The organism is Variovorax defluvii, assembly GCF_039541515.1.
Classification (GTDB): domain Bacteria; phylum Pseudomonadota; class Gammaproteobacteria; order Burkholderiales; family Burkholderiaceae_C; genus Variovorax; species Variovorax defluvii.
Genome location: NZ_BAABGJ010000080.1, coordinates 485,080 through 509,135, shown reverse-complemented (window position 1 = coordinate 509,135; position 24,056 = coordinate 485,080). Strand labels below are relative to the sequence as shown.

The window sequence follows — 24,056 nt, the reverse complement described above, 5'->3', positions numbered from 1 at the left end:
ATCCCCTCTGCGCGTGCCGAGGAGCGCAGTGCATCCGGCCCGCACGCCTGCCGAAGGACAGGCGTGCTTCGTGGTCTAGCTCGCCGCAGCTGTTTGAGCGTAGTGAACGAAGTGAACGCAGCGAGTTCTGCGGCGGGGCCGGATGTGCGAGCACCGCAGGTTGCCCGTAGCGAAGCGGAGGGACACGCGCAGTGGGGTCGCCTTTCTTTGGTTACTTTCTTTGGCGAGACAAAGAAAGTAACTCGCCCGCCGGGGCGAATTCCCGGCTCCTGCGCCAACCAACGAGCAAGGCCAAAACAAAGGCCCGATTGTCAAATTCCACGGCGCGCTGCGCCACCCACCAAGCAAGCCAGCTCATCGCAGCAAAAGTTGCGGGCGCATCGCGGCAGAGGCCAGCTCCGTCTCATCGAGCCTGAACACACCCACCACCTTCGCCAGCTTCCCCGCCTGCTCCTGCAGCGAGCTCGCCGCCGCAGCCGCTTCCTCCACCAGTGCGGCGTTCTGCTGCGTCACCTCGTCCATCTGCGTGATGGCCTGGTTGATCTGCTCGATGCCCTGGGTCTGTTCGTGGCTGGCGGCCGTGATCTCGCCCATGATGTCCGTCACGCGGCGGATGCTGTCGACCACCTCGCCCATGGTGCGGCCCGCCTCCGAGACCAGCGCGCTGCCGGTGTCCACCTTGTCCACGGAGTCGTCGATCAGGCCCTTGATTTCCTTGGCGGCAGCGGCGGAACGCTGTGCCAGGTTGCGCACCTCGGCAGCCACCACCGCGAAGCCGCGGCCCTGTTCTCCGGCCCGCGCCGCTTCCACCGCGGCATTGAGCGCCAGGATGTTGGTCTGGAAGGCGATGCCGTCGATCACGCCGATGATGTCCACCACCTTCCGGGAGGAGGTATGGATGGCGCCCATGGTGTCGACCACCTGGCTGACCACGCCGCCGCCCTTCACCGCGACTTCCGAGGCGGACATCGCAAGCTGGTTGGCCTGACGGGCGTTGTCCGCGTTCTGCTTGACCGTGCTGGTGAGTTGCTCCATGGAGGCGGCGGTCTGCTGCAGCGCGCTGGCCTGCTCTTCGGTGCGTGACGACAGGTCCTGGTTGCCACTGGCGATCTGGGTGCTGGCGGTGGAGACGTCGCCCACCACGCCCTGCACCTGCTGCAGCGCGTTCTGCAGCGCGGCGCGCATGCGGTCGATGGCCTGCAGCAGGCGGCCGGTCTCGTCGCCGGCGTAGCGGGCCTGCGCCTGGCCGCTGAGGTCCATGTCGGCGATGGCGCCGGCGGTGTGCTCGGCCAGGCGCAGCGGCCGCGTGATGCTGCGCGCCAGGAACCAGGCCAGCAGCGCCCCGGAGACCAGCGAGAGCGCGGAGGAGGCGATCAGCACGCTGGTCGTCTGCGTGCGCAGGGCTTCGGCACGCTGCGCGGCGGCGTCGAGGCCCGCACGCTGCAGGTCGACGATCTGCTTCACGCCAGCGAGGTAGGCCACCGAGGTGGGCTCGAAGCGGGCGTCGAACACGCGCCCGGCGCCTTCCAGGTCGCCCGCCAGCTTGAGCTTGCTGACCTCCTCGCGCGCGGACAGGTAGTTCTTGCGCAGCTCGCCGACCTTCTCGAAGAGCTGGCGATCTTCGGGCGTGCCCATCTGCGTTTCGATGAATTTCTGCAGCTCGTTGGTTTCCTTGATGGCCGCCGCGGTGAAGGGCGCGAAGTAGGCGATCAGGCCGGCATCGCTGCTCTTGGCGATGGCCGCGGCGCGCTGCACGCCGGAGGTGGTATGGCGCAGCCAGTCCGAGCCGGCGCGCTCGGCCTTGACCTTCTGCTCGGTCATGATGGCGATCTCATCGCCCAGCTGATGCAGCTTGAGGGCCGACACCATGCTGCTGGCGAGGAACAGGGCGAGGATGAGGCCGAGCATGAAGGCCAGGCGCTTGCCGATCGAAAGGTTGTCGAGAAACACGGGGAAGACTCCGGGGAAGGCGTTGGACATGCGGCAGCGCCGGGACGCCTTTCGTCCCGTCATGGAATCCCAAGGTTCTCGGTGGATGACCGCAGAGCTTTATCGGCAGGCGGGGCGGGAAGTTGAGGGGCATGCCGCCGGGCCGGCGCGCCCTGGCGAAGGGCCACGGCTGCGGGCGATGAGATCGATGCCGCGGGGGGCTCGCGCAAATCGCCAGGCGGGTGAAGAATGCGGTCGCATGGACATTCCCAAGCCCCCAGCCCCGCCACGCCCGGTCGAAAGCCAGCCCGAGGCGGCATCACCGGCCTCCCCGAACGCACCCTTGACGGCCGAGTGGGTGCGCTGGGTCACCGAGCAGCTGCTGCGCGGCTGTGCGCCGGATTCGATGCTGGCGGTCATGGCCGGTGCCGGCATCGATCCGCAGGCCGCGGCGGAGCTGGTCGCGCTGGTGCCCGCCAATGCCGTCTACATCGCGGCCGAGGGGCGGGCGCAGCAACTGCGCAAGCTCGAATCCACGGTGGCGAACCTGCAGCTGCTGTGGGAGATGGACCCGATGTACGGCATCGTCGAGAAGCGCTGGTCGGTCAGCGAAGAGGAATTCATGGAGCGTTACGTGCGGGGCTGCAGACCGGTGGTGCTCACCGGCCATGCGCGGGACTGGCCAGCGATGCGGCGATGGACGCCGGACGACCTGAAGGCGCGCTTCGGTCATCTCGATGTCGAGGTGCAGGCGGAACGTCAGGCCAACCCTCGCTACGAGGAAGACAAGGCCCTGCACCGGCGCAGTGTCCGACTGGGCGACTTCGTCGACCAGGTGCTCGCGGGCGGCGAGACGAACGACTACTACCTCACCGCCAACAACGAGATGCTGCGGCAGCCCGGCTTCGCGCCGCTGTTGGACGACATCGGCAGCCTGCCGCCCTGCTGCGACCGCGCCGAGCTCGCGGCGCAGTCTTCGTTCTGGTTCGGGCCGGGCGGCACGGTCACGCCCTTGCACCACGACACGATCATGCTGTTCCACACGCAGGTGGTCGGGCGCAAGCGCTGGCGCCTGATCTCGCCGCTGCAGGGGCAGCGGCTGTACAACACCAGCGGCGTATTCAGTCCGATCGATCTCGATGCGGTCGATTGGAAGCAGTTTCCCCTGTTCGAGGGCGTGCGCGTGCTCGAGGTCGACGTGTGGCCGGGCGAGACGATGTTCCTGCCGCTGGGCTGGTGGCACCAGGTGCGCGCACTGGACATCAGCCTCTCGTTCTCGTACTCGAACCTGGCGTTGCCGCTTCCGAACAACTTCTCTTACTTCGAGCTGGTGCCGCGGGTGGTCCCCGAAGCCTGAGGGCGATCCTCAGGCGACGCGGCAGGACTTGACGACGAAGGGGGCCGGGTCGATCCCGAAGAACGCGTTGGTACACGGGACGGTCCCGGTGACGGTCTTCTGCACCCAGCGCGTGTCGGCGCCATAGCGCACCACGGTCGCACTCGTCACGGTGAAGCTCTGACCTTCGGTGGCGAGAAGGGCGCCCGATGGGGGCGGCGCGGGCGCGGGTGCTGGTGCGGGCGCTGGCGCGGGCGCGGGTGCTGGTGCGGGCGCTGGCGCGGGCGCGGGTGCTGGTGCCGGTGCCGGTGCCGGTGCTGGTGCTGGTGCGGGTGCTGGTGCTGGTGCGGGTGCGGGTGCTGGTGCTGGTGCTGGTGCTGGTGCTGGTGCTGGTGCTGGTGCTGGTGCTGGTGCCGGTGCCGGTGCCGGTGCCGGTGCCGGTGCCGGTGCTGGCGCAGCAACCGCTCGACAAGATTTCTGAACGAAGGGTGCTGGGTCGGTGCCGAAGAAGGTGTTGGTGCAAGGGACGGTGCCGCTGACCGTCTTCTGCACCCAGCGCGTGTCGACTCCATAGGCCACGAGCGTCGGGCTTGATACGGTGAAGCTCTGGCCCTCGATGGCCAGCGTCGGTCCCTGCGGGGGCGCGGGGGCGGGGGCGGGTGCAGGTGCGGGTGCGGGTGCTGGCGCTGGCGCTGGCGCTGGCGCCGGTGCCGGTGCCGGTGCCGGTGCCGGTGCCACCGCGCTCGAATCCGCCACGCAGATTTTCGCGGCCGACGGTGCCGGATCGCTGCCGAAGAAGGCAGCGGTGCAGGTGCCCGCGCCGTTCACAACCTTCTCGACCCAGCGCCGGTCGGCGCCGTAGCTCACCAGGGTCGCACTGGTCGTCGTGAAGTTGCCGCCCTGGCTGGCCACGGTGCGGTCGGTCGTCGACGGCGCGCTGCCTTGCGTCACGCCCGAGGCCTTGGTCGCGAGCACGCGGCAAGCCTTGGTGACGGTGGGGGACGGATTGCCGCCGAAGAAGTCGCTCTTGCAGCTCACGGCGCCCGTGACCGTCTTCGGGATCCAGTTGCCGCCCGCGCCGAATTCGACCACGGTGGCCGCGGGCAGCGTGAAGGACTGGCCCTGGTTCGCGATCGGGGTCATGCTGCCGTTCAGCTTCAGGATCTTGCCGACCGAGGGCACGCCGGCGTTGTCGATCACGAACAGCAGGTAATAACCGATGGGCAGGATGTTCGGGCTCTCGTTGAGCGTGACGTCCACGTTCGAGCTGCCGCTGGCCTGGGTGAAGGGCAGTGGCAGAAAGCGCTGCCCGAAATCGGTGGAGTGCGTGACCGAGCCGGTGCGCACCAGCGTCACGCGCTGGATCGGCCGCGACGACGCGACGGTGATGCGGAAGTTGGTGCCCAGCGTGAGCTGCGAGGGCGTGGTGTTGATCAGCGGCCGCGTCCTGCGCGCGCCGCTGCTGTCGAACAGGTAGGGCGGCGAGTAGATCTCGGCGTTGAGGTTGACCACCGGCCCCGGCGAGCCGCCGCCGCCGGAGAGCACAGTCCCGTCCGGCAGCAGCATGGCGCTGGAGTGGTAGAGGCGCGCCTTCTGCGCGGGGTTGCCGGTGGTCCATTGGCCGGTGGCGGGGTCCCAGATCATCGCGCTGAAGGCGGTGTCGACCAACTCGTTGTAGACCGCGGAGCCGCCGGTCAGCAGCACCTTGCCGTCGGGCAGCACGGTGAGCGTGCCCCAGATGCGGTTGGTGCCGGGGCCGGCCACCTGCGTCACGACGGGCACGCTGCCGTTGAAGTCCACCACCATGGCGCCGCCGTCCTCGGCGATCAGCAGGATCTTGCCGCGGTCGAACATGGCCCAGGGCATGGCCCAGTTCAGCGTCTTGGGCAGGGTGCCGATCTGCGTGATGAACGGGGTTTCGGTGTTCATGCTGAACAGCTTGTTGCTGCTCGCGACCAGCACCCGCCCGTTGGGCGCCAGCACGGCGCGCGGGTAGAACCAGTCGCCCGGCCAGTCGGGCTGGGCCGAGAGGGTCAGCCAGCCCAGCGTGGGCCGGTAGATCTCGGGCACGCCGGCGCCCGCGCCGGTGCCGTCGATGCCGGCCAGCGCCAGCATGCGGCCGTCGGCCAGGGGGACCAGCGAGCCGTACCAGCGGGCGTACTGCATCGGTGGACCCGGCGAGATGGTGGCGGCGGCTGGGTCGTAGAAGTTCACGTCGCGCACACCGTTGTTGATGAGGGTCGGTGTGACGCCGCGCGTGTCGCCACCGGCCAGCAGCACCTGGCCCGAGGACGGCATCACGGCCTGCGCGCTGCAGAAGAGGTCGGTGCGGGTGGTGTGCTGCAGCAGGCTGTGGGCATTGGTGGCCGGTGTCCACACGTCGTAGTAGAGCTGTGCCCCCTGCGCGCCGGTGGGATCGGTGCCATAGCTCATGACCTTGCCGTCGGGCGTCAGCACCGTGTGGATGGGGTTGATGGGCCAACCGATCGGCGCTGCCCATTGGCCGCCGGCGTCGGGCGCCAGCGCCGCCGCTGCTGCTGCGACCGCGGCGTTGGACTGCGGGCCGGAAATGGCGGCGCCTTCGCCCCGGTCGATGGGCGCGACCCGGTCCCGCTCCAGCTCGCGCTGCCGGGCCAGGTCTTCCAGGGTACGGACGGCCTTGCTGATCGGCGTGGGCTTGGCTGGTGCCTGGGATGTCGCTTCGGGGGCGGGAGCGGGTGCCTGCGTGCCGCTGGTGCCCGCCGGTGCGGCAGCCAGGCCGTTCACCGCGCCGTCGGCGCCGCCACCGCCACCGCAAGCGGTGACCAGCAAGGGTGCCCACAGGGCGATCCATTTGAAACCCGAGGCGCGCGGGTCCGGTGCGGTGCTCGTCATATCCCGCTCCGAGGGTGAGAACTGAAGAGTTATATGTTCGCCGCGCCTCGCTGACTTCTACCAAGTTGCGTAGGTCCAAAGGTCTAAGCAAGGCCGTCGAGGAGGCTCAAGCCGGCGAGAACATCCCATGCAGGCCCAGCGGCAAGGCGCGGGGCAGCACGGCCTGCGCGACAGGCCCGGCAGCCAGCCGGTCGGCCGCGAAGCAGGACAGCACCGTCTTGCGCTGCACGAGGTCGAGCACCGTGCCCAGGATCCAGCCCGGCCCGCGGCCGTCGGGCACCAGCAGGTGCTCCTCCACCATCGCCTGCGCGCCGTAGACGAAGCGCTGCGAGCGGCCGGTCTCCACGTTCGTGTACGCGACGGCGGCGAAGCCGGGCCTTTCCTTCGTCACCTGGGTGGCATGCACCACGCGCCGGTGGCGCAGGCCGACGCGGCGCGGATCGATGCGCGGGAACTCGGCGTCCAGCGGCAGCACCTCCTGCGTGGCCCGCCCGGTGCCGAGGTCCAGCATGGCCACGGTGAGGTGCGGTCCGGGGCTGCGCACGCGGCGCCCGCGCATCAGCTCGCGGTTGGTGGTGAAGACGCCGTCCGCGTTGTCCGAGCGCACGTAGTCGACATGGATGCGCGCCCCCCGCGGCCCCGGCTCCTCCCAGGCGTTGCCGACGTGAAAGAGGAAGCCCGCGGGCAGCGTGAGCATCCGGCGGCGATTCCAGTCTTTCTTGTCGACCACCAGCGCGCGCATGCCGAGCTCGGGCTTCCACGCATGGGCGTCGAGAAAGGAGGTCCCCGGCGGCTTGCCCTTGTCGTCGTAGACCAGCGGCGGCATCAGAAAGACCAGGTGGCGCTCGGTGACGGCGAAGTCGTGGACCATGGGCAGGTCGGTCACCGGCAGCACGGCTGCGCGGCGCAATGCACCCTCGGGTGCGAGCTCGTACAGCGCCAACAGCCCTTGGCGGGCGCCGACGCCGAAGTTCCATACGGTGCCGTCGGGATCGACCTTGGGGTGCGCCGAAAAGGGCATGCCTGCCAGATCGGGGCGCCAGGTCTTCAGGCCCAGGGTGTCCAGCGTGCGCGCGTCGACGCGGGTGGCCGACCCCCCTTCCCACAGCGCGAGCAACTCGCCCGCGAGCGGCAGCACGCTGGTATTGGCGACGTTGATGGCATCGGCCGAGGTGGCCGGCTCCACGCCGGGCAGCACGGTGCCGAAGGCCTCGGTCAGGCGGTGGCCGGCGCGCAGCTCGGCCAGGCGCTTGGCGGTCTGCACGTAGCGGCCCTGGTGCCGCACCGTCGTACCTTCGATGGCGAAGCGCTGCACCATGCCGTCGCCGTCGAACCAGTGGTGGTAGCGCTGGCCGCCCAGGTCATGACCGGCCGGGCCGACGCGGTAGAGCGTGCCGGCCACCGCGTCCGGGAAGCGGCCGCGCACCGTGGCCGCGGCCTCGGGCAGGTCGGCCGGCGGGGTGTCGAAACCGATCTTCCAGGGCGCGTCGGAGGCTTCGAAGTCGGCCTGCCAGCCGGTGGGCTCGCCGGCGTGGAGGAGGGAGGCCAGCCAGGGGGTGGCGCCGGCGCCGGCCAGCAGCCGCAGCAGTTCGCGTCGTTGCATGGCGGCTCCTTCAGCGCAGATGGATGATGGCCTGCAGGTCGCCATCGAGCCGGATGGCGGCGGCATCGAAGCCCGGCGCGCCGCGGTGGCCCTTGGCGTCGTTGGAGAAGCCGTAGCGCTCGGTGGGCAGGCCCATCGGGTTGGTGTCCAGCTTGCCGTTGCCGTTCTCGTCGGCGAAGACGCGCAGCGCGTAGCGGCCGGGGGCCAGGCCGGGGAAAGAGACCTTGGCGGTGCCGGACTTCATCCGCACGGTCTGCGCGGCCAGCATCGTGTTGGCCTGGTAGCTGTCGGCGCTGTCGAAGAGCGCGACGTAGAGCGTGGCGGGCGCGTCGGGCCCGTCGACCACCTGGAGCTGCAGGTCGGCCGCCAGGACGCCGAGCGGGGCGAGCAGGGCGGTGGCGCACAGGTTGCGCAGTCGGCGCGCGGAGCGGGTGGGATTCGGCATGTCGGGCCTCGGGTGTCGAAGGTTGGAGGCCCGAACGATCGCGCAGCGGCCGGCCCGCGCCCAGGGCGATGCGACGAAATGCCGGATGGCCGCGCGAAGGGCGGGAAGGAGGCCGCGAAGCGCGCGGCCTCGGACTAGGCCGGCGGTTGCTCGGCCTCTTCGTTCGACGACGCGAACAGGTCCCAGGTCGCCATGAACAGCGCCGCGATCACCGGCCCGATCACGAAGCCGTTGATGCCGAACAGCGCCATGCCGCCCACGGTGGACATGAGCACGATGTAGTCCGGCATCTGCGTGTCCTTGCCCACCAGCAGCGGGCGCAGGATGTTGTCGACCAGGCCGATCACCACCACGCCGAAGACGATCAGCGACACGCCTTCCCAAATGTGGCCGGTGGCCAGGAAGTAGATGGCCACGGGCAGCCAGATCAGCGCCGCGCCCACCGCCGGCAGCAGCGAGAGGAAGGCCATCAGAGCGGCCCACAGCAGCGCGCCCTGCACCCCCAGCACCCAGAATGCCAGCCCGCCCAGCGCCCCCTGTACCGCCGCCACCGCCACGTTGCCCTTGACGGTGGCGCGGATCACGGTGGTGAACTTGTTGAGCAGGAAATGCGTGTGCGGCCGCGCCATCGGCAGGGCCTGACGCACCGTCTTGGACAGGCCGGCGCCGTCGCGCAGCAGGAAATAGAGCATGTAGAGCATCAGCGCGAAGCCCACCAGGAAGTCGAAGGTGTTCTGGCCGAGGTTGAGTGCCTGCGTGGCGATCACCTGGCCGGTCTGGGCGACGCCCTGGCCCAGCCTGGACAGCATCCCCTCCACATTGCCGAGGCCGAAGCGGTCCAGCAGATTGAGCAGCCACTTCGGCACCGCGCCGAGGATCTGCTGGAGGTAAAGACCGAAGTTGATCTCGCCGGTGCGGATGCGCTGCGTCACCAGGGACGCTTCCTGCACCAGCGACACCGTGACCACGGTCAGCGGGATGATCACGATCACCAGGCAGATCGTGAGCGTGGCCAGCGCCGCCAGGTTGGGCCGCCCCGGCATGCGCTTCTGCAGCCGCCTGTACAGCGGGGTGAACAGGATGGCCAGCGCCACTGCCCACATCACGGCCCCGAAGAAGGGCAGGAGGATCCAGAGAAAGGCGACCGTGACGGCCGCCATCAGGAAGAGGAAGACCGCGCGCTGGAGTTCGGGGGAATTCATGGGCCGCCCGACTGTAGCCGAGCTTTCCGCCTCACCGTGTCAGCGTGCAGCCCGAGGGAGTGCGACGGGTGCGAGCGTGGCGCGCAGCCGTTCGTTGGCGGCCGGGGCGGCGGCAACCTCGGCCTCCAGCGCCTCCTCGACGTTGCCGATGTGCTCCAGCATCAGCTGCCGGGCCTTGGCCGGCTCCCCGTCTTCCAGCGCCGCCACGATGGCCGCATGCTCCGCGCAGGACTGCCCGGCCTCGTGCTTCGACTGGAACAGGGTGGCGGCCAGCGTGGTGCGCGCGGTCAGGTCGCGCAGCACGTCGCACAGCAGGCGGTGGCCCATCTGGTCGGCCAGGCAGACGTGAAAGTCGGCCAGCAGGAAGGCGCGGGTGGCGGCGTCGGCGCCGGCGATGGCGCGCTTCTCGTCGGCGATGTGCTCGCGCAGCTTGCGGATCACCTTCGACAAGGGGCGGCCCGATTCGGCCAGGATGCCGCCTTCGATGATGCGGCGGGCCGAGAAGGCGTCGCGCGCCTCCTCGGCCGAGGGTTCCACCACGAACCAGCCGCGGCGCGACTGCACCTCCACGAAACCGCGCGCCTGCAGCTGCATCAGTGCCTCGCGCACCATGGTGCGGCTGACGCCGAAGTTCTCGGCCAGCTGCTGCTCGCCCAGGCGCTCGCCGGGGGCGAGCTTCTGCGCGAGGATGGCTTCGACCACGCGCGCGGCGATGGTGGTGGGGGTGACTTCGGGCATGGGGCTAGTGTGCCGGATGGGCCGCATGCGCCACGGCGACGGGCGAACCCGGCTCGGCCAGCGGCTCGTCCTCGGGCGAGTGGGTGCCGTCGAGCACCGCGCGGGCCCGTTCGCGGTCGATGTCGCCTTCCCAGGAGGCGATGGCGACGGTGGCCACGCAGTTGCCGATCAGGTTGCCCAGGGCCCGGGCGATGCCCATGAACCAGTCCACCGACAGCACCAGCACCAGCCCGATCGCGGGAATGGCGGGAATGGCATGCAGCGTGGCGGCCAGCACCACGATGGCCGAACCCGGCACGCCGTGCGCGCCCTTGGAGGTGACCAGCGCGATCGCCAGGATCGTCAGCAGGTCGGACATCGAGATCGGCGTGTTGGTGGCCTGCGCGATGAACACGGCAGCCAGCGTGATGTAGATCGAGAAGGCGTCGAGGTTGAAGGAATAGCCGGTCGGGATCACCAGGCCCACCGTCGAGTCGCGGATGCCCATGTTGCGCAGCTTGGCCATGATCTGGGGCAGCACGCTGTCGGAGGAGGTGGTGGCGAAGACGATGGTCAGCTCCTCGCGCAGGTAGCGCAGCAGCTTGATCAGGCTGAAGCCCGACAGCCGCATCACGAAGCCCAGCACCCCGAACACGAACACGATCACCGACAGGTAGAACAGCGCCACCAGCATGCCCAGCTGCTTGAGCGAGCCGATGCCGTACTTGCCCACCGTGAAGGCGATGGCGCCCAGCACGCCCAGCGGCGCCAGCTTGATGATGATGCCCATGATCTTGAAGAGCACCAGCGACAGCGCATCCACGACGGTGGCCACCGGCTTGCCGCGCTCGCCCAGCAGCGCCAGGGCGCAGCCGAACAGCACCGCGAACAACAGCACCTGCAGCACGTCGCCGGTGGCGAAGGCGTTGACCACCGTGGTCGGGATCAGCTTCATCAGGAACTCGACCGTGCCGCCGCTGGTGAGCTTGTCGGCATTGGAGGCGTAGGCGCTCATGGCCGCGGCATCCAGCGTGCCCGGGTCGACGTTCATGCCCACGCCGGGCTTGAACACGAAGGCCAGCACCAGGCCCATCGCCAGGGCGATGGTGGTGAGCACCTCGAAGTAGATCAGCGATTTCACGCCGACCCGGCCCACCCGTTTCAGGTCCCCCGCGCCGGCGATGCCGTGCACCACCACGCAGAACACCAGCACCGGGATGATCATCTTGATCAGCTTGATGAAGCCGTCGCCCAGGGGCTTGAGCTTGGCGGCGAACTCGGGAAAGAACAGGCCGGCCACCACGCCAAGAACGAGCGCGATGACGACCTGACCGAAGAGTGATTTGGCGAAGCGGGGCATCCTTGTCTCCGTGTCTGGTTGCATGCAAGACTGAAGATTTCTTGCATACAAGCAATGTAGGCAAGATTTGGGATTTTTCTGCGCGGGTTTACCCGGGATCGGGACGAAGGCCTTCAATCGCCCTGGGCCAGCGGGAACCAGCGGGCGCAGGCGGGAGAGCAGGCGGGAAGGCGCGCGGCTCCGGTCCTCATGAGCGCACGCCAGAGCGCGGAACAGCCGATGCGGGTTGCATCGGCTTCAGCTTTTCCACGACCCAATCGACGAACACCCTCACGCGCGGCGCGAGTTGGCGCTGGGGCGGGTACATCACGGCGACCGGCATGGGCGGCGGGGGAGACTTCGGCAGTGCCTCCAGCAGCTCACCGTTGGCAAGGTATGTTTCCAGCCGGTATCGCGGGGCCTGGATGAATCCGAGACCCTGTAGGCAGCACGCCGTGTAGGCGTCCGTGCTGGTCACCGATACGCGTCCCTTGAGCGTTACGCTGCGCACCTTGCCCTTCACAACAAACGCGAAGGGCGAATGTCTGCCCGTCGCCGATGACAGGAAGTTCACGGCCTGGTGCGTGCGGAACTGCTCGATGGAGCGAGGCATCCCGCGCTCCTCCACGTAGCCGCGGCTGGCGCAGGTGACGGTTGGCATCAGCGCCACGCGACGCGCAACGAGGCCGTTGTCGCGCGGCGCACCCGCGCGGACGACGCAATCGACGCCTTCGCGCAGGAGGTCGACGAGGCGATCCGTCGTGCCGATCTCAAGATCGATCTTCGGGTACCGGCGGCAGAATTCCCCCAGATGCGGCAGCAGAAAGGCTGCCCCAATCGCCCCTCCCAAGTCGACGCGCAGCCGCCCGCCCGGATTCGCCGCCGCGTCCCCGAGCAAGGACTCGGCCTCCTCGACTTCGCCAAGCACCCGCTGGCACCGCTCGTAGTACGCCTGTCCTTCCAGCGTGGGGCTGACATGGCGGGTGGTGCGGTGCAGGAGGCGAACCCCCACGCGGCGTTCGAGCTGCTGGATGGCGTGAGTGGCAGTGGCGCGCGGCAGGTTCATGTCCTCGGCGGCCGCGGTGAAACTGCCGAGATCCACTATCCGCGTGAACAGCCGCATGACGTCAATGCGATCCATGAAGTTTTCGTTCTGGTATTGGCGGGAAGTGAATCATTGTTGGTGATTATTGAATAGTGATGCCGATGAGCGTTCATTGATCCGCCGTCGTCAACCGCCGACCATGCGTACTGTCGCAAAACACCAAAAGGACTTCTTCATGAACAGTGGAAAAATTGCCCTCGTGACGGGCGGCAGCCGCGGACTCGGCCGCAACATGGCCCTGCATCTTGCGCGAGAAGGCCACGACGTGATCGTGACGTACAGGACGCGCGCGGACGAAGCCGCGGACGTGCAGGCGCAGATCGAAGCGCTGGGGCGGCGAGCGGCCATCCTGCCGTTGGACGTCGCTGACCTGGCGTCATTCCCCGTCTTTTCAGCCCAGCTTCGTGAGGTCCTGAAGAGGCATTGGGACCGCCAAACCTTCGACTTCCTGGTCAACAACGGGGGCACCAATGGGCAGGGCAAGCTCGGCGAGACGGAAGAAGGCGTGTTCGATGCGCTCGCAAACGTCCACTTCAAGGGCGTCTACTTCCTGACGCAGCAGCTGCTTCCGCAGATTTCGGACGGAGGGGCGATCGTGTGCGTCTCCTCAGGCCTGACGCGCATCGCGATACCGGGGTACGGCCCGTATGCGGCGATGAAATCGGCCGTGGAAACACTTGTGCGTTACTGGGCCAAGGAGCTCGGCCCACGCCGAATCCGCGTGAACGCGATCGCACCCGGGGCCATCGCCACCGACTTCAGCCGCGAGGTGTATGAGGCCAATCCGCAGTTGCCGATCATGATCGCCCAGAACACCGCGCTCGGAAGAATGGGACAGGCGGACGACATCGGACCGGTCGTCGCATTTCTCTGCTCGGAGGCGGCTGCATGGGTCAACGCACAGCGGCTGGAGGTCAGCGGCGGACAGATGATCTGACGACTGTGACAGGTGCAGCCGCCTGCCTGCGAGGACCAGGTCGCGTTCCTCGTACACGGCATCGAAGACCTTGAGCAGGTCGAGGTCGGTCCGGCCGATGCTCATATTCGTACTCCAGCCAATGAACGGCATGCATTGTGGGCTTGCAGAGAGATCAGTTCCGTTTGTGAGGAGGCTCGCCCATCATCGCAACCAGCCAACCAGGAGTTCGCATCATGATCACCGAAGCACTCATACAGGACCGTGAGGCCTTGATCGACCGCTGCATTCCCTTCCTCCAGGAAGTGAAGGACATGACGGCGAGCACCGAGGTCGAGCGCTGGCTGAACCAGAAGTACGGGCCGGACAGCGAGCTGTACCAGACGCTCGCGAGCCTCGTGAAGAAGGGTGTGGAAGACGGCTGGGCGGCGAATGTGGAGATCGACGGCCGGCACTACCGTCGCAGCCGCATCGCCGAACCTTCGGACAAGACCCTCCACTTCAGCATCACTGCGGTGTACATGGACAGCACGGGGAACGAGCAGGGCCATCCCGACCACCGGTTCCGCGGCCAATACCATGGCCACCCCTACGGCGAATTCAACATGGTTGTGCCCGTCACACCCGGTGCAGCCTTGAACGGTCCGAACGGCTGGTGCTTTGGCGGGTGGACCGCGCCCTCGCCCGGCAGCCAGCACTATCCCGAAGCGAAGGGAGGCGCCGTCATCGCGCTCTTCTTCCTGCCTTCGGGCCGGATCTCGTATCACGCCGCGCCGCAGCAGTAAGCCATGACCACGAACCCTCGTGAATGGGCCCAGGAGGCCGTCGCGCAATGTGTGGCGAGCGTCGTGCGTTCCCGCCGGGCGGTGCGCGCCTTCAAGCAGAAGCCGCTCGAACGCAAGCTGGTGGAGGAAATTTTGTCGGACGCGGCCACCGCGCCGAGCGGCGCCAACGTCCAACCCTGGCGGGTGTATGTCGTAACCGGAGCGGCCAAGGAGGAATTGGCTGCGGCGCTGGTCGCGGCGTCGCGGTCCGGGACGGCTCCCGCGCCCGCGCACTTCCCCGAGCCGCTGCCCGAGGTGTTCCGCGCCAGGCTGCAGGACTTCGGCGCTCGGTACTACGCATCCCTGGGTATCGAACGCAGCGACGCGGCGGCACGCACCCGCCAGTCCGAACGGAATTTCTCGTTCTTCGGCGCACCGGTCGGCCTGCTTATCAGCATCGACCGCCGCCTGAAGCCGCACAGCTGGATCGATCTCGGTCTCTTCGCGCAGAACCTGATGATCTCTGCCAAGGCGCGGGGCATCGACACTTGTCCGCAGGTCTCTTTCGCCCCATTCCACGACGTGATCGCTTCGCATGTCGGGATGTCGCCTGAGGAAGTGACGGCTTTCGGCATGTCCATGGGCTACGGCGACTCCGATGCACCCGTTAACCAAACGGCAATGCCGCGCGAGCGCGTGCAGGACTTCGCTCGCATGGTCGGCTTTCCCGAATGAACCTAGGAGAACTCACTTGAAGAACACACTGCTCGCCTGCGTCGTGGCGGCCACGATGGGCGCACTCGCCCCCGCTTTCGTCTCGGCCCATGAGACGACCGAGAAGGTCACCCCCGCATTCCGGCAAGCCATCCCCAACATTCCCGGAAAGTCGCTTATCTCGGTGGTGGTGGACTACGCGCCCGGCGCCGCATCGCGCCCGCACGTGCATGCGAAGTCCGCGTTCATCTACGCGTACGTCCTTTCTGGCGCAATCGAATCTCGGATCGACGACGGCCCCGTGCAGGTCTTGCATGCAGGGGAAAGCTTCTACGAGCCCCCGGGCGCAAGACACGTCGTAAGCCGCAACGCGAGCAAAACCGAGCCTGCCAGGCTGCTCGCCGTTTTCGTGCTGGACACCGGGGACAGCCCACTCACCACTCCCACCACCTCAACCGAATCATCGGAGAAAAAGCCATGACCATGCGTCTCGACTACAACCAACTCGCTCCCGCTGGCGCCAAGGCGCTCGGCACCCTCTATGGCTACGTGTCGCAGAGCGGCCTCTCGCCCGCACTCGTGGACCTCGTCTACCTGCGCGTGTCCCAGATCAACAACTGCGCGTTCTGCCTGGACATGCACACGCGCGACTTGCTGAAGAAGGACTTGTCGATCGAGAAACTCGCGCTGCTGCAGGCATGGCGGGAGGCCGGCGATCTCTTCGACCCGCGCGAGCGGGCCGCACTCGCCTGGGCAGAGTCGGTGACGCGCGTCGCCGACACCGGCGTGCCGGATGAAGACTACGAAGCCGCGCGGGCCGTCTTCGCCGAGAAGGAATTGGTGGACCTCACCCTGGCAATCGGTCTGATGAACACCTACAACCGCATGGCGATCAGCTTCCGCAACACGCCGCAGGCCGTCCTGAAGAAGTAGACCTTCGGGCTCGCTTCGAGCCAATTCGCCCGCATTTCTTCGTCGCACCGTTGCCGATCCGGCAATGGTGCCGCCGTGTGGCCGCCAATGCTTTGGTGGCCTTTCCCGACGAATTGCCGAAAAAGTCCTCGTCCTGTATCACAGCTTCTACGGCCACATCGAGGCAGGACCGCTCTGGACGAAGGGTGCACTCGTTGGAACAGTCTGCTTTCCCGGCTTACGGATAGGGAGACAAGGCCGATCTTTGACATGCCGGTCAAGGAACCGTCCATAATCCTCGGCAGGAGGATGTCCGATGGCTGGAATGCGGCAGTTCGATGAGGAAGCGATGCTCGAGCAGGCGCTCGAACTGTTTTGGCAGAAGGGCTTCGCCAACACCACGATGCTGGACCTTGCGGCGGCCACCGGCGTGCAGCGTGGCTCGCTGTACAACGCATACGGGGACAAGGACGCCCTCTTTCTCAAGGTATTTGAAAGGTACCGCCTGCGCTTTCTGGGGCAGGTGGGTGAGGCCTTGGCGCGGCCCAGACTCCGTGATGCGCTGCGTTCGTTCTTTTCCTTCGTCATCACCTCCATGACCACCGGCACGCCGACGCGCGGGTGCCTGAGTACGAAGACGGCCCTTGGCAGCGAAGTTCTCGATCCAGCCCTGCAAGGCGCCCTGCGGCGGCTGCTGGACGACATCGAGGCTGCGCTGGTGGAGAGGCTCTCGCAGGATGGCGAGTCCGAAAGCCTCCCCATCCCCGTTCGCCAGGCAGCGCGCCTGATCGTCACGTTCACCCGCGGCTTGGTCGTCATCGAGCGGGTCTACGCGGATGAGAAGCGGCTACGCGCAACCGCCGATGCGCTAGTCAAGCTGCTGCTGCCTACCCCGGTTCACTAGTCCACTGAAACACTGAAATCGACTGTTGCAGTCCACCCGATACGGGCGCGCTGCGGCGTTGCAGATGCTCGCGATACCGACCGGTATCGCTGCGCTTTGCGCCTTGCATCGCATCCCGTCTCGGGCGGCCCTCACCATTCATTTCAATGTTTCAGTGGACTAGCGCAAGCACAACGCAGTCGGGGCGGCTCCCGTCGATCGCATACCCGCGCAGCCGGAAGGCTCAATACCGCGTCATCTTTGACGGCGTTGTCAAACATGACAGTATTGACAAATATGAACACCCCAACTTCCTCTGCCGCTCGCGCGGCCGCACCAGCGCCTGCGCTTGGCCTCGGCGTCTATCCGCTCATTGCGGCTGGCTTGTGTGCCAGCCTGATCGGCATCGGTCTTGCCCGGTTCGCGTATACCCCGCTGATCCCTCCGCTGATCGCCGCAAGGTGGTTCACTGCCGACGCCGTGGTGTTCCTGGCAGCAGCGAACCTGCTCGGTTACCTCTTGGGCGCGATCTGTGGAAAACGCCTGGCGTCGGCGATCGGGTCGGTTGCCACGCTTCGGGCGATGATGCTTGTGACGGCGTTGTCCTTCCTGGCCTGCGCCATGCCGGTATCCCCGACTTGGTTCTTCTCGTGGCGGCTGGTCTCGGGAGTCACCGGCGGGGCCATCATGGTCCTGGTCGGAAGTGTGGTGCTCCCCCACGTGCCGGCGGCGCGCAAGGGCATGGCAGCCGGAGCGATCTTCCTTGGCTTGGGTCTGGGCATCGCGGCCTCGGGCACGATGGTGCCTCTACTGCTGAGAGCCGGCCTGAGCGCCACCTGGATCGGCCTTGCCGTCGTCTCGCTGATTCTGACGTTGCTCACGTGGGGCGCGTGGCCGCCCAATGCGCGGCCGCCGAAACTCGACGCGGTTGTGCTGCAGCGCGAGGAGCGCCGATCCCTGCTGCACATCTATGGCCAGTATGGCCTGATGGCGATCGGCGTTGTGCCGTCCATGGTGTTCCTGGTCGACTACGCCGTGCGCGGCCTGCACTGGACCGTGAACGGTGGCGCATTCCTCTGGATCGTGTTCGGTATTGGAGCGCTGGTTGGCCCTCTTTCTTACGGAGCTACTGCCGATCGGCTCGGCTTTGCGCGGACCATACGCCTCACGCTTGTACTGCAGGTCGTCGCGGGAGCCACTCTGGTTTCTGCAACGTCGGCGTGGATCATCACACCCGCAGTCTTCCTGCTTGGGACGTTCCCGCCGGGCGCCGTACCTCTCGTTCTCGGCCGGGTCAACGAACTCGTCAAAGGACCGCCAGCCGCGCAGCAGGCGGCCTGGGGCCGGGCCACTATGGCATTCGCATTGGTCCAGGCTGCTGCTGGCTACGGGGACAGTGCGCTGCTGACCTTGACCGGGGGGAACTTCAAGCTCCTGTTCGCGGGCGCAGCCGCAGCGTTCGTCGGGGCGCTTGTGTGGGATCTCGTCGCCAGCCCGTCGAGTTCCAAGTCAAATCGAGGCGCACACACGGAACGGCCATCCAACTGATCCGGCCGTATGCGGAGGGCGGACTATTGGCACCGATTCCGACATACGAGTTTGGCACCTTGCCGACGGTCGCTTTTGACAGAGGCAAACAACTCAGCCACACGACCTTTGGCTTCGGACATTTCGACGATATGGAGACGAGGCATGAGGTTCCGTGCAGGAGGGAACAGAAGGAAGACTGCGAGCTTTGGATTTATCGCTCGTAGAAGCGGTCGTCCAGGAGCAGGTCCTCGAAGAACGCCCCGAATCGACGCTCCGGATCGCGCAAGTGAATTTCGAGCACCCATCGCGTGGGTGACGGCGAGAACGCGGCCTGCGCCAGCGAACCTGTGTGAATCGCCGCGTGGGGGAAGTCGGACAGACGGTGGCCAGGCAAGTCGAAGTTCAACTCCCAGCCCATTTGCCTCGCGCGCTGGTCGGCGTATTCGTAGAGACGGCTGCCCGTCCAGTCGTGCTGGCGCCAGGCTGCGCGGACTTCGTGGAAGAGTTCCTCCGCGTTGCGCGCGCAGCGCTCCAGTTGCTGGTCCCGTCCGACCACGAAGCTCGCGCCGCCGTCGCCTTCCCACGCCTCGTAGCGCGGAGCGATGTCCACAAAGAAGATGTCGTTCTCCTTCAGTACGACGCCGGGCACGGAAGGCTGCTTCATCGCCTTGATGGTGTTGATGCCGAATCGCACGCGCACGGGATGCCACGTCCCACGCAGGCCCAACTTTGCCAGCACGCTCTTCGCTCGTTCCACCGCGTCTTCTTCGAGCATCCCAGGTCGCACTGCTTCAGCAATTTGCTGGATTGCTAAACGAGTGAACTGGCGTGCAGCGAGCATCCCGTCTTCGGAAAATGCTTCTCCAACGCGCTCTGCCTCAAGGATTGATGCGTTCATGGTTTCCTGCCGTGGGTTGTGTTGCCTGGTGGCTTAAGTTGCCGGGTGGCTTGAGTTGCCGTTTGGGGAATTTTCGGCCACCATCGCCGCGGCTGATTAGACCGATAGCGGGGTTCTCCGCCAAACTTCCAGCGAGTTCGGCCATGCATATAGGAATCCTTGCTTTTCCTGACTTCCAACTGCTTGATGTCTCCGGGCTGGCGGACGTGTTCGCTGAAGCGGCACGGCAGCTCGGTGATCCTCGGGCGTATTCGGTGCAGGTGATCGGGACTGAGCCGGGCATGCTTCGCAGTAGCTGCGATGCGACGCCGGCGCCTGATGCATGGGCCACCCGTGGAAGCCGTCCGCCCGGGTTTACCCTTAATGTAAAAATCTATACTAATCTCAAAAATGAGACTAACATTCGGGACACGAGTTCATCGGTTCCCTCGGGCGATGCCCATTTGACCCTCTCAGTGCGTTGAAGCGCGAAGCAAAGGAGACATGAAGTGGAAGCGAGAGTTAACACGGTCGACAGCGTATCAACGGGTATTGCCAGCAAGGAAAGGGTCACCAGCTACGGCTGGAAGGCCCTTGCCGGCTCGGCGATCGGCTATGCGATGGACGGATTCGATCTGCTCATCCTGGGCTTCATGCTGCCGGCGATTTCGGCGGACCTTCATCTCACGACAGGGCAGGCGGGTTCGCTGGTGACCTGGACGCTGATTGGCGCCGTCGCAGGCGGGATCTTCTTCGGCGCGCTGAGCGACTACTACGGGCGCATCCGCGTACTGACATGGACGATTGTGATGTTCGCCGCCTTCACGGGCCTGTGTGCATTTGCGCAAGGCTACTGGGATCTCCTGACTTATCGCACGCTCGCAGGCGTCGGACTCGGCGGTGAATTCGGCATTGGCATGGCGCTGGCAGCCGAAGCCTGGCCGGCGAAGCATCGCGCCCGCGTTTCCTCCTACGTGGCCCTCGGCTGGCAGACCGGTGTACTCGCCGCGGCGCTACTCACACCCATGCTGCTGCCGCAAATCGGATGGCGCGGCATGTTCCTCGTAGGCGTCATTCCCGCCCTTGTCGCGTGGTTCATCCGGAACAAACTTCACGAACCCGAAGTGTTCGTGCGCAAGGCCAAGGAAAAAGGCTCCCGAAGCAAGGCCTTCAAGCTTCTTGTTAAGGACGGTCGCACCACCCGCACCAGCCTGGGCATCGTGATCCTGTGTGGCGTGCAGAACTTCGGCTACTACGGGATCATGATCTGGATGCCGAGCTACCTCGCGAACAAGCTTGGCTTCAATCTCACCAAGTCGGCGCTTTGGACCTCCGTGACCATCCTCGGGATGATGGCGGGGATCTGGGTCTTTGGTCAGATGGCCGACCGCATCGGCCGCAAGCCCAGCTTCCTGCTGTTCCAGGCCGGTGCAGTCGCGATGGTGCTCTTCTACGCGCAACTGTCCGATCCCGTCACGATGCTCTGGGCCGGTGCGGTGCTCGGCATGTTCGTCAACGGCATGCTCGGCGGCTACGGCGCGCTGATGTCCGAAGCCTATCCGACCGAAGCGCGTGCCACCGCACAGAACGTGCTCTTCAACATCGGGCGGGGCATCGGTGGATTCGGACCGGTCGTGGTTGGCGCCCTTGCCGCTGCCTACTCCTTCCAGGTCGCGATCGCGCTGCTGGCGGCCATCTACGTCATCGACATGGTGGCCACGATCTTCCTGATACCGGAACTGAGAGGCGTCGAACTCGAATGAGCGTCGGCTTCTGCCGAGCACATCTCAAGAGTCTTGGAGACCACGATGGATTGGACTTCTCAACCTACCGGCTGCTTCCAGCGGAACGCTGAAAGCGTCCGATCGCATCATTGCAGGGTCGCAGAGCACCGCTGGGTGAACGACCGCTACAAATACCTGCGGCTCGCCGCCGACGCGGACCTCGCTGGCGCCACCAGGCCCGGCCAGTTCTACCAGCTCAGGTGCCCGACCACGAACGATCTCCAACCGTTCCTGCTTCGCCCGATGAGCGTCTATGGCGTCGGGCCCGAATCCGGCACCATCGAGTTCCTCTACAACGTGACGGGTGCAGGCACGCTAGCGCTATCCACCCTCGAGGTCGGCAGCGGCATCGACATCGTCGGTCCACTGGGCAATACTTTCGTCCTTGAATCGAGCGTTCGACGCATCATGGTGGTCGCGCGTGGCGTCGGGCTCGCCACGATGGCGCCCCTTCTTCAACTGGCGGCAAAGTCCGGCATCGGGATCACCGCAATCATGTCGGCGCGTGCGCCCAAGGACCTCATGCGGGATGAGTTCCTGCGCGATGTGGATGCGGATGTCCATTGCGTCTATGACAGCGATGGCAGTTCTTCGGTTGAAGCCATGGAAGCGCTCGTTCGCCATCTGCTCGATTCGCGGAACCATGACGTGGTCTACACCTGTGGCTCGCATCGGATCCTGATGCTGTTGCAGCGGCTGCTCGAGAACTACCCTCAAACGCGCGGCGAAGTGGCCATGGAGCAGCGCATGGCCTGCGGGATGGGTGTCTGTCTTTCTTGCGTCCGTCTGTTCGACAAGGACGGCGACAAGCAATTTCTTCGCGTTTGCCGCGAAGGCCCCGTATTTCCAATCCGCGAAGTCGTGGGGGAGGTGGAGTTTGGCTAATCTTGCCGTCAGGGTCGGAGAATTCTGCCTCCGCAACCCGGTGATGCCCGCTTCGGGCTGCTTCGCAATCGAGTATGCAGAAGCGCTGGACCTCAACAATCTCGGGGCCCTCGTTATCAAGAGCGTGTCTCCCAAGAGTCGCGCGGGCAATCCCACGCCGCGCGTGACGGAGGCCTATAGCGGGATGCTCAATTCCATTGGCATCCCCAGTAAAGGGTTGGACTACTATCGCCGCGAGGTGCTGCCCGCCTACACGCGCTACGACACGCCTGTGGTGGTGTCCATCTCCGCTGACACCGTCGACGAATTTGCAGATGCTGTCGCCGAGATGTCGCTTCCAGAGGTGGCTGTGATCGAGGCGAACATCTCCTGCCCGAATCTGGAAGCCGACGGGATGGCATTCGCCATGACGCCCGAGACCACCTACAAGGTCGTAACTGCGATTCGTCGAAAGACGAACCACCCGTTCTGGGCGAAGCTCACACCGAACGCCTCTCCTATCGCGGCTGTCGCAAAGGCTGCGGAAGAGGCTGGCGCAGATGCACTTGTGATGGGCAACACGGTGCTGGGCATGTCGATCGATGTGCGCACACGCAAGCCAAAGCTGGGCAATGTGATGGGCGGACTTTCAGGTCCCGCGATCAAGCCCATCGCCGTGCGCATGGTTCATCAGTGTTATCGCAGTGTCCGTATCCCGATCATCGGCTGCGGCGGTATCAGCAGCGCCGACGACGCGGTCGAGTTCCTCCTGGCCGGCGCCAGCGCAGTCCAGGTCGGAACGGCATCCTTCCTCGACCCGGGCGTCATGCAAAAGATCATTGATGGCCTCGACGCCTATTGCCGGGAGATGGGCGTCGAGAACGTCCGCGATCTGACGGGTCAGGTCGAGATCGACCGCCAGTTGTCTGATCGCTGGCTGCGTTTCGCCCAGCAATCAGGCTGATCCGGCAATCGTCATTGATCGGGATTCGAGAGAACCTCATGGACCTGACCAACCTGCGGCCCGTGGCGGAGAAACTCTTCGCCGATGTCCGCGAATTGTCCTTCGATGGCGTGGGTGTCACACGGCAAAGCTATGGCCGCGGCGAATCGGCGGCGGCCGATTACCTGAAGGGATTCGCTGAGTCGGAGGGCCTTGTTGTCGAAGCCGATCGTGCCGCCAACCTGGTGTTCCGGAAACCGGGCGTCGCCGCCGACGCGCCGGTTGTCTGGACCGGAAGTCACATCGACTCCGTTCCCCAAGGCGGCAACTACGACGGGCTTGCGGGTGTTGTTGCCGGCCTGCTGTGCCTGGTGGCGCGTCAGCGCGAAGGTGATCGAATTGGCAAGCTGCCGCTGGAGGTCCTGGCCCTTCGTGGTGAGGAAAGCGCTTGGTTCGGAAAGGCCTACATGGGTTCCGGCGCCCTGTTCGGAAAGGTCAGTGCCGCCGACCTTGAGCTGAAGCAGCGAAGCACCGGCGAAACCATGGCCGAGTGCATGCGGAAAGCAGGGGCCGATGTGGAAGCCATCCGGCAGCAGCAACAGCTTTTCGACAAGGCGCGAGTCAAAGCGTATCTGGAGCTGCACATCGAGCAAGGCCCCGTGATGGTTGCCCGGCAGTTGCCGTTAGCGGTGGTCTCGGGCATCCGTGGCAATGTGCGTCACAACAGCATTGTCTGTCACGGGGATGCGCAACACTCGGGCGTGGTTCCCCGTTGGCTGCGCCACGACTCGATGTTCGCAGTCGCCGATCTCATCATGCGCATCGATGAACACTGGCGTGTTCTTCTGGAGCGCGGCACGGACTTGGTGGTCACCACCGGCATTGTCGGGACCGATCCTGCAGAGCATTCCATCTCCCGAATTCCCGGAAACGTGCGCTTCAGCTTCGAAGCGCGCAGCAAGAGCGAGGACACGCTCGACGCTTTCTACCACTTAATGCGTGCGGAGTGCGAGGCTATCGAGCGCGAGCGAGGCGTTCGGTTCGAGTTCGACCGGCGACTGCGCAGCACTCCCGCCACGATGAACGAGCGAATGTGCAACATCCTGTCGAGCGCGTGCAAGGACCTGGGCACCTCCTTCGACCTCATTCCGAGCGGCGCGGGCCACGACGCCTCCATTTTTGCCAACGCCGGAATCCCGAGCGGCATGCTGTTCGTGCGCAACCAGAACGGCTCCCACAACCCGCAGGAGGCCATGGAGATCGACGATTTCATGCTCGGTGCACAGGCGCTGAGTGACGCCATCGACCGTCTGGAGTGA

21 protein-coding genes and 1 pseudogene are annotated in these 24,056 nt (G+C 66.0%); 12 read left to right on the top strand and 10 right to left on the bottom strand.

The annotated features are described in order from the left end of the window. Window positions 1-354 precede the first annotated feature (354 nt). Window positions 355-1,980, bottom strand: a complete 1,626-nt coding sequence (locus ABEA07_RS25255) for a methyl-accepting chemotaxis protein (protein ID WP_345541330.1) — start codon at window positions 1,978-1,980, stop codon at window positions 355-357. 208 nt (window positions 1,981-2,188) lie between these two features. Here ABEA07_RS25255 and ABEA07_RS25250 point away from each other — a divergent pair, with 208 nt between their 5' ends. Then, window positions 2,189-3,286, top strand: a complete 1,098-nt coding sequence (locus tag ABEA07_RS25250) for a cupin-like domain-containing protein (protein WP_345541328.1) — start codon at window positions 2,189-2,191, stop codon at window positions 3,284-3,286. 9 nt (window positions 3,287-3,295) lie between these two features. Here ABEA07_RS25250 and ABEA07_RS25245 read toward each other — a convergent pair whose 3' ends face one another. From ABEA07_RS25245 to ABEA07_RS25215, 7 genes are all read right to left on the bottom strand, one after another. Next, a complete protein-coding gene (locus ABEA07_RS25245; protein ID WP_345541327.1) occupies window positions 3,296-6,139 on the bottom strand; it encodes a galactose oxidase early set domain-containing protein in 2,844 nt (947 codons plus the stop codon). Between the two features lie 106 nt (window positions 6,140-6,245). Continuing rightward, complete coding sequence (locus tag ABEA07_RS25240; protein WP_345541326.1) at window positions 6,246-7,742, bottom strand: carotenoid oxygenase family protein; 1,497 nt, start codon at window positions 7,740-7,742, stop codon at window positions 6,246-6,248. A gap of 10 nt (window positions 7,743-7,752) precedes the next feature. Beyond that, window positions 7,753-8,187: a DUF2141 domain-containing protein gene (locus ABEA07_RS25235; RefSeq protein WP_345541325.1), complete on the bottom strand. Its 435-nt coding sequence runs from the start codon at window positions 8,185-8,187 to the stop codon at window positions 7,753-7,755. 134 nt (window positions 8,188-8,321) lie between these two features. Further along, a complete protein-coding gene (locus tag ABEA07_RS25230; protein WP_345541324.1) occupies window positions 8,322-9,389 on the bottom strand; it encodes an AI-2E family transporter in 1,068 nt (355 codons plus the stop codon). Between the two features lie 39 nt (window positions 9,390-9,428). Next, the gene (locus ABEA07_RS25225) at window positions 9,429-10,127 is read right to left on the bottom strand and encodes a GntR family transcriptional regulator (protein WP_345541322.1); all 699 of its coding nucleotides are present in this window, start codon (window positions 10,125-10,127) and stop codon (window positions 9,429-9,431) included. A 4-nt stretch (window positions 10,128-10,131) separates the two neighbouring features. Beyond that, entirely contained in the window at window positions 10,132-11,466 is a 1,335-nt protein-coding gene (locus ABEA07_RS25220) for a C4-dicarboxylate transporter DctA (protein ID WP_345541321.1), read from the bottom strand. 187 nt (window positions 11,467-11,653) lie between these two features. Continuing rightward, window positions 11,654-12,586 carry a LysR family transcriptional regulator gene (locus ABEA07_RS25215; RefSeq protein WP_345541319.1) on the bottom strand — a complete coding sequence of 311 codons (933 nt, stop codon included), beginning with the start codon at window positions 12,584-12,586 and terminating at the stop codon, window positions 11,654-11,656. 76 nt (window positions 12,587-12,662) lie between these two features. On the opposite strand from ABEA07_RS25215, the gene ABEA07_RS25210 reads away from it, so the two are divergent. Further along, complete coding sequence (locus ABEA07_RS25210) at window positions 12,663-13,487, top strand: SDR family NAD(P)-dependent oxidoreductase (RefSeq protein ID WP_345541317.1); 825 nt, start codon at window positions 12,663-12,665, stop codon at window positions 13,485-13,487. Here ABEA07_RS25210 and ABEA07_RS25205 read toward each other — a convergent pair. Continuing rightward, a pseudogene (locus ABEA07_RS25205) lies at window positions 13,485-13,592 on the bottom strand (helix-turn-helix domain-containing protein); the annotation flags it as partial. The gene ABEA07_RS25210 and the pseudogene ABEA07_RS25205 sit on opposite strands and share 3 nt — an antisense overlap. 110 nt (window positions 13,593-13,702) lie before the next feature. Between ABEA07_RS25205 and ABEA07_RS25200 the strand changes: the two are divergent. The 6 genes from ABEA07_RS25200 (at window position 13,703) to ABEA07_RS25175 (ending at window position 18,287) form a co-directional block, all read left to right on the top strand. Continuing rightward, window positions 13,703-14,251 carry a 4-hydroxylaminobenzoate lyase gene (locus ABEA07_RS25200; RefSeq protein ID WP_345541316.1) on the top strand — a complete coding sequence of 183 codons (549 nt, stop codon included), beginning with the start codon at window positions 13,703-13,705 and terminating at the stop codon, window positions 14,249-14,251. Between the two features lie 3 nt (window positions 14,252-14,254). Next, complete coding sequence (locus tag ABEA07_RS25195) at window positions 14,255-14,965, top strand: nitroreductase (protein ID WP_345541315.1); 711 nt, start codon at window positions 14,255-14,257, stop codon at window positions 14,963-14,965. Between the two features lie 55 nt (window positions 14,966-15,020). Continuing rightward, entirely contained in the window at window positions 15,021-15,425 is a 405-nt protein-coding gene (locus ABEA07_RS25190; protein WP_345541419.1) for a cupin domain-containing protein, read from the top strand. Beyond that, window positions 15,422-15,877 (top strand): carboxymuconolactone decarboxylase family protein, encoded by a 456-nt coding sequence (locus ABEA07_RS25185; RefSeq protein WP_345541313.1) that lies wholly within the window; start codon window positions 15,422-15,424, stop codon window positions 15,875-15,877. The genes ABEA07_RS25190 and ABEA07_RS25185 overlap by 4 nt, the downstream gene beginning before the upstream one ends. 295 nt (window positions 15,878-16,172) lie before the next feature. Next, window positions 16,173-16,760, top strand: a complete 588-nt coding sequence (locus tag ABEA07_RS25180) for a TetR/AcrR family transcriptional regulator (protein WP_345541312.1) — start codon at window positions 16,173-16,175, stop codon at window positions 16,758-16,760. Window positions 16,761-17,018: 258 nt separating this feature from the next. Continuing rightward, window positions 17,019-18,287 (top strand): YbfB/YjiJ family MFS transporter, encoded by a 1,269-nt coding sequence (locus ABEA07_RS25175; RefSeq protein WP_345541311.1) that lies wholly within the window; start codon window positions 17,019-17,021, stop codon window positions 18,285-18,287. Between the two features lie 193 nt (window positions 18,288-18,480). On the opposite strand, the gene ABEA07_RS25170 is transcribed toward ABEA07_RS25175, so the two are convergent. Next, a complete protein-coding gene (locus tag ABEA07_RS25170) occupies window positions 18,481-19,167 on the bottom strand; it encodes a M24 family metallopeptidase (protein ID WP_345541310.1) in 687 nt (228 codons plus the stop codon). A 530-nt stretch (window positions 19,168-19,697) separates the two neighbouring features. On the opposite strand from ABEA07_RS25170, the gene ABEA07_RS25165 reads away from it, so the two are divergent. The 4 genes from ABEA07_RS25165 (at window position 19,698) to ABEA07_RS25150 (ending at window position 24,056) form a co-directional block, all read left to right on the top strand. Beyond that, window positions 19,698-20,909 carry an MFS transporter gene (locus ABEA07_RS25165; RefSeq protein WP_345541418.1) on the top strand — a complete coding sequence of 404 codons (1,212 nt, stop codon included), beginning with the start codon at window positions 19,698-19,700 and terminating at the stop codon, window positions 20,907-20,909. Window positions 20,910-21,044: 135 nt separating this feature from the next. Further along, window positions 21,045-21,815, top strand: coding sequence for an iron-sulfur cluster-binding protein (locus ABEA07_RS25160; RefSeq protein WP_345541309.1), 771 nt, complete (start codon window positions 21,045-21,047; stop codon window positions 21,813-21,815). Continuing rightward, window positions 21,808-22,758 (top strand): dihydroorotate dehydrogenase, encoded by a 951-nt coding sequence (locus tag ABEA07_RS25155; protein ID WP_345541308.1) that lies wholly within the window; start codon window positions 21,808-21,810, stop codon window positions 22,756-22,758. The genes ABEA07_RS25160 and ABEA07_RS25155 overlap by 8 nt, the downstream gene beginning before the upstream one ends. Window positions 22,759-22,796: 38 nt before the next feature. Continuing rightward, a complete protein-coding gene (locus ABEA07_RS25150; RefSeq protein ID WP_345541307.1) occupies window positions 22,797-24,056 on the top strand; it encodes a Zn-dependent hydrolase in 1,260 nt (419 codons plus the stop codon).

What these genes read in the sequence shown, in the direction of transcription:
- ABEA07_RS25180 (WP_345541312.1), top strand. Translation starts at nt 16,173, where the DNA reads ATGGCTGGAATGCGGCAGTTCGATGAGGAAGCGATGCTCGAGCAGGCG.
- ABEA07_RS25170 (WP_345541310.1), bottom strand. Translation starts at nt 19,167, where the DNA reads ATGAACGCATCAATCCTTGAGGCAGAGCGCGTTGGAGAAGCATTTTCC.
- ABEA07_RS25235 (WP_345541325.1), bottom strand. Translation starts at nt 8,187, where the DNA reads ATGCCGAATCCCACCCGCTCCGCGCGCCGACTGCGCAACCTGTGCGCC.
- ABEA07_RS25215 (WP_345541319.1), bottom strand. Translation starts at nt 12,586, where the DNA reads ATGGATCGCATTGACGTCATGCGGCTGTTCACGCGGATAGTGGATCTC.
- ABEA07_RS25185 (WP_345541313.1), top strand. Translation starts at nt 15,422, where the DNA reads ATGACCATGCGTCTCGACTACAACCAACTCGCTCCCGCTGGCGCCAAG.
- ABEA07_RS25230 (WP_345541324.1), bottom strand. Translation starts at nt 9,389, where the DNA reads ATGAATTCCCCCGAACTCCAGCGCGCGGTCTTCCTCTTCCTGATGGCG.
- ABEA07_RS25240 (WP_345541326.1), bottom strand. Translation starts at nt 7,742, where the DNA reads ATGCAACGACGCGAACTGCTGCGGCTGCTGGCCGGCGCCGGCGCCACC.
- ABEA07_RS25200 (WP_345541316.1), top strand. Translation starts at nt 13,703, where the DNA reads ATGATCACCGAAGCACTCATACAGGACCGTGAGGCCTTGATCGACCGC.
- ABEA07_RS25175 (WP_345541311.1), top strand. Translation starts at nt 17,019, where the DNA reads ATGACAGTATTGACAAATATGAACACCCCAACTTCCTCTGCCGCTCGC.
- ABEA07_RS25190 (WP_345541419.1), top strand. Translation starts at nt 15,021, where the DNA reads ATGGGCGCACTCGCCCCCGCTTTCGTCTCGGCCCATGAGACGACCGAG.
- ABEA07_RS25195 (WP_345541315.1), top strand. Translation starts at nt 14,255, where the DNA reads ATGACCACGAACCCTCGTGAATGGGCCCAGGAGGCCGTCGCGCAATGT.
- ABEA07_RS25150 (WP_345541307.1), top strand. Translation starts at nt 22,797, where the DNA reads ATGGACCTGACCAACCTGCGGCCCGTGGCGGAGAAACTCTTCGCCGAT.
- ABEA07_RS25220 (WP_345541321.1), bottom strand. Translation starts at nt 11,466, where the DNA reads ATGCCCCGCTTCGCCAAATCACTCTTCGGTCAGGTCGTCATCGCGCTC.
- ABEA07_RS25250 (WP_345541328.1), top strand. Translation starts at nt 2,189, where the DNA reads ATGGACATTCCCAAGCCCCCAGCCCCGCCACGCCCGGTCGAAAGCCAG.
- ABEA07_RS25255 (WP_345541330.1), bottom strand. Translation starts at nt 1,980, where the DNA reads ATGTCCAACGCCTTCCCCGGAGTCTTCCCCGTGTTTCTCGACAACCTT.
- ABEA07_RS25245 (WP_345541327.1), bottom strand. Translation starts at nt 6,139, where the DNA reads ATGACGAGCACCGCACCGGACCCGCGCGCCTCGGGTTTCAAATGGATC.
- ABEA07_RS25225 (WP_345541322.1), bottom strand. Translation starts at nt 10,127, where the DNA reads ATGCCCGAAGTCACCCCCACCACCATCGCCGCGCGCGTGGTCGAAGCC.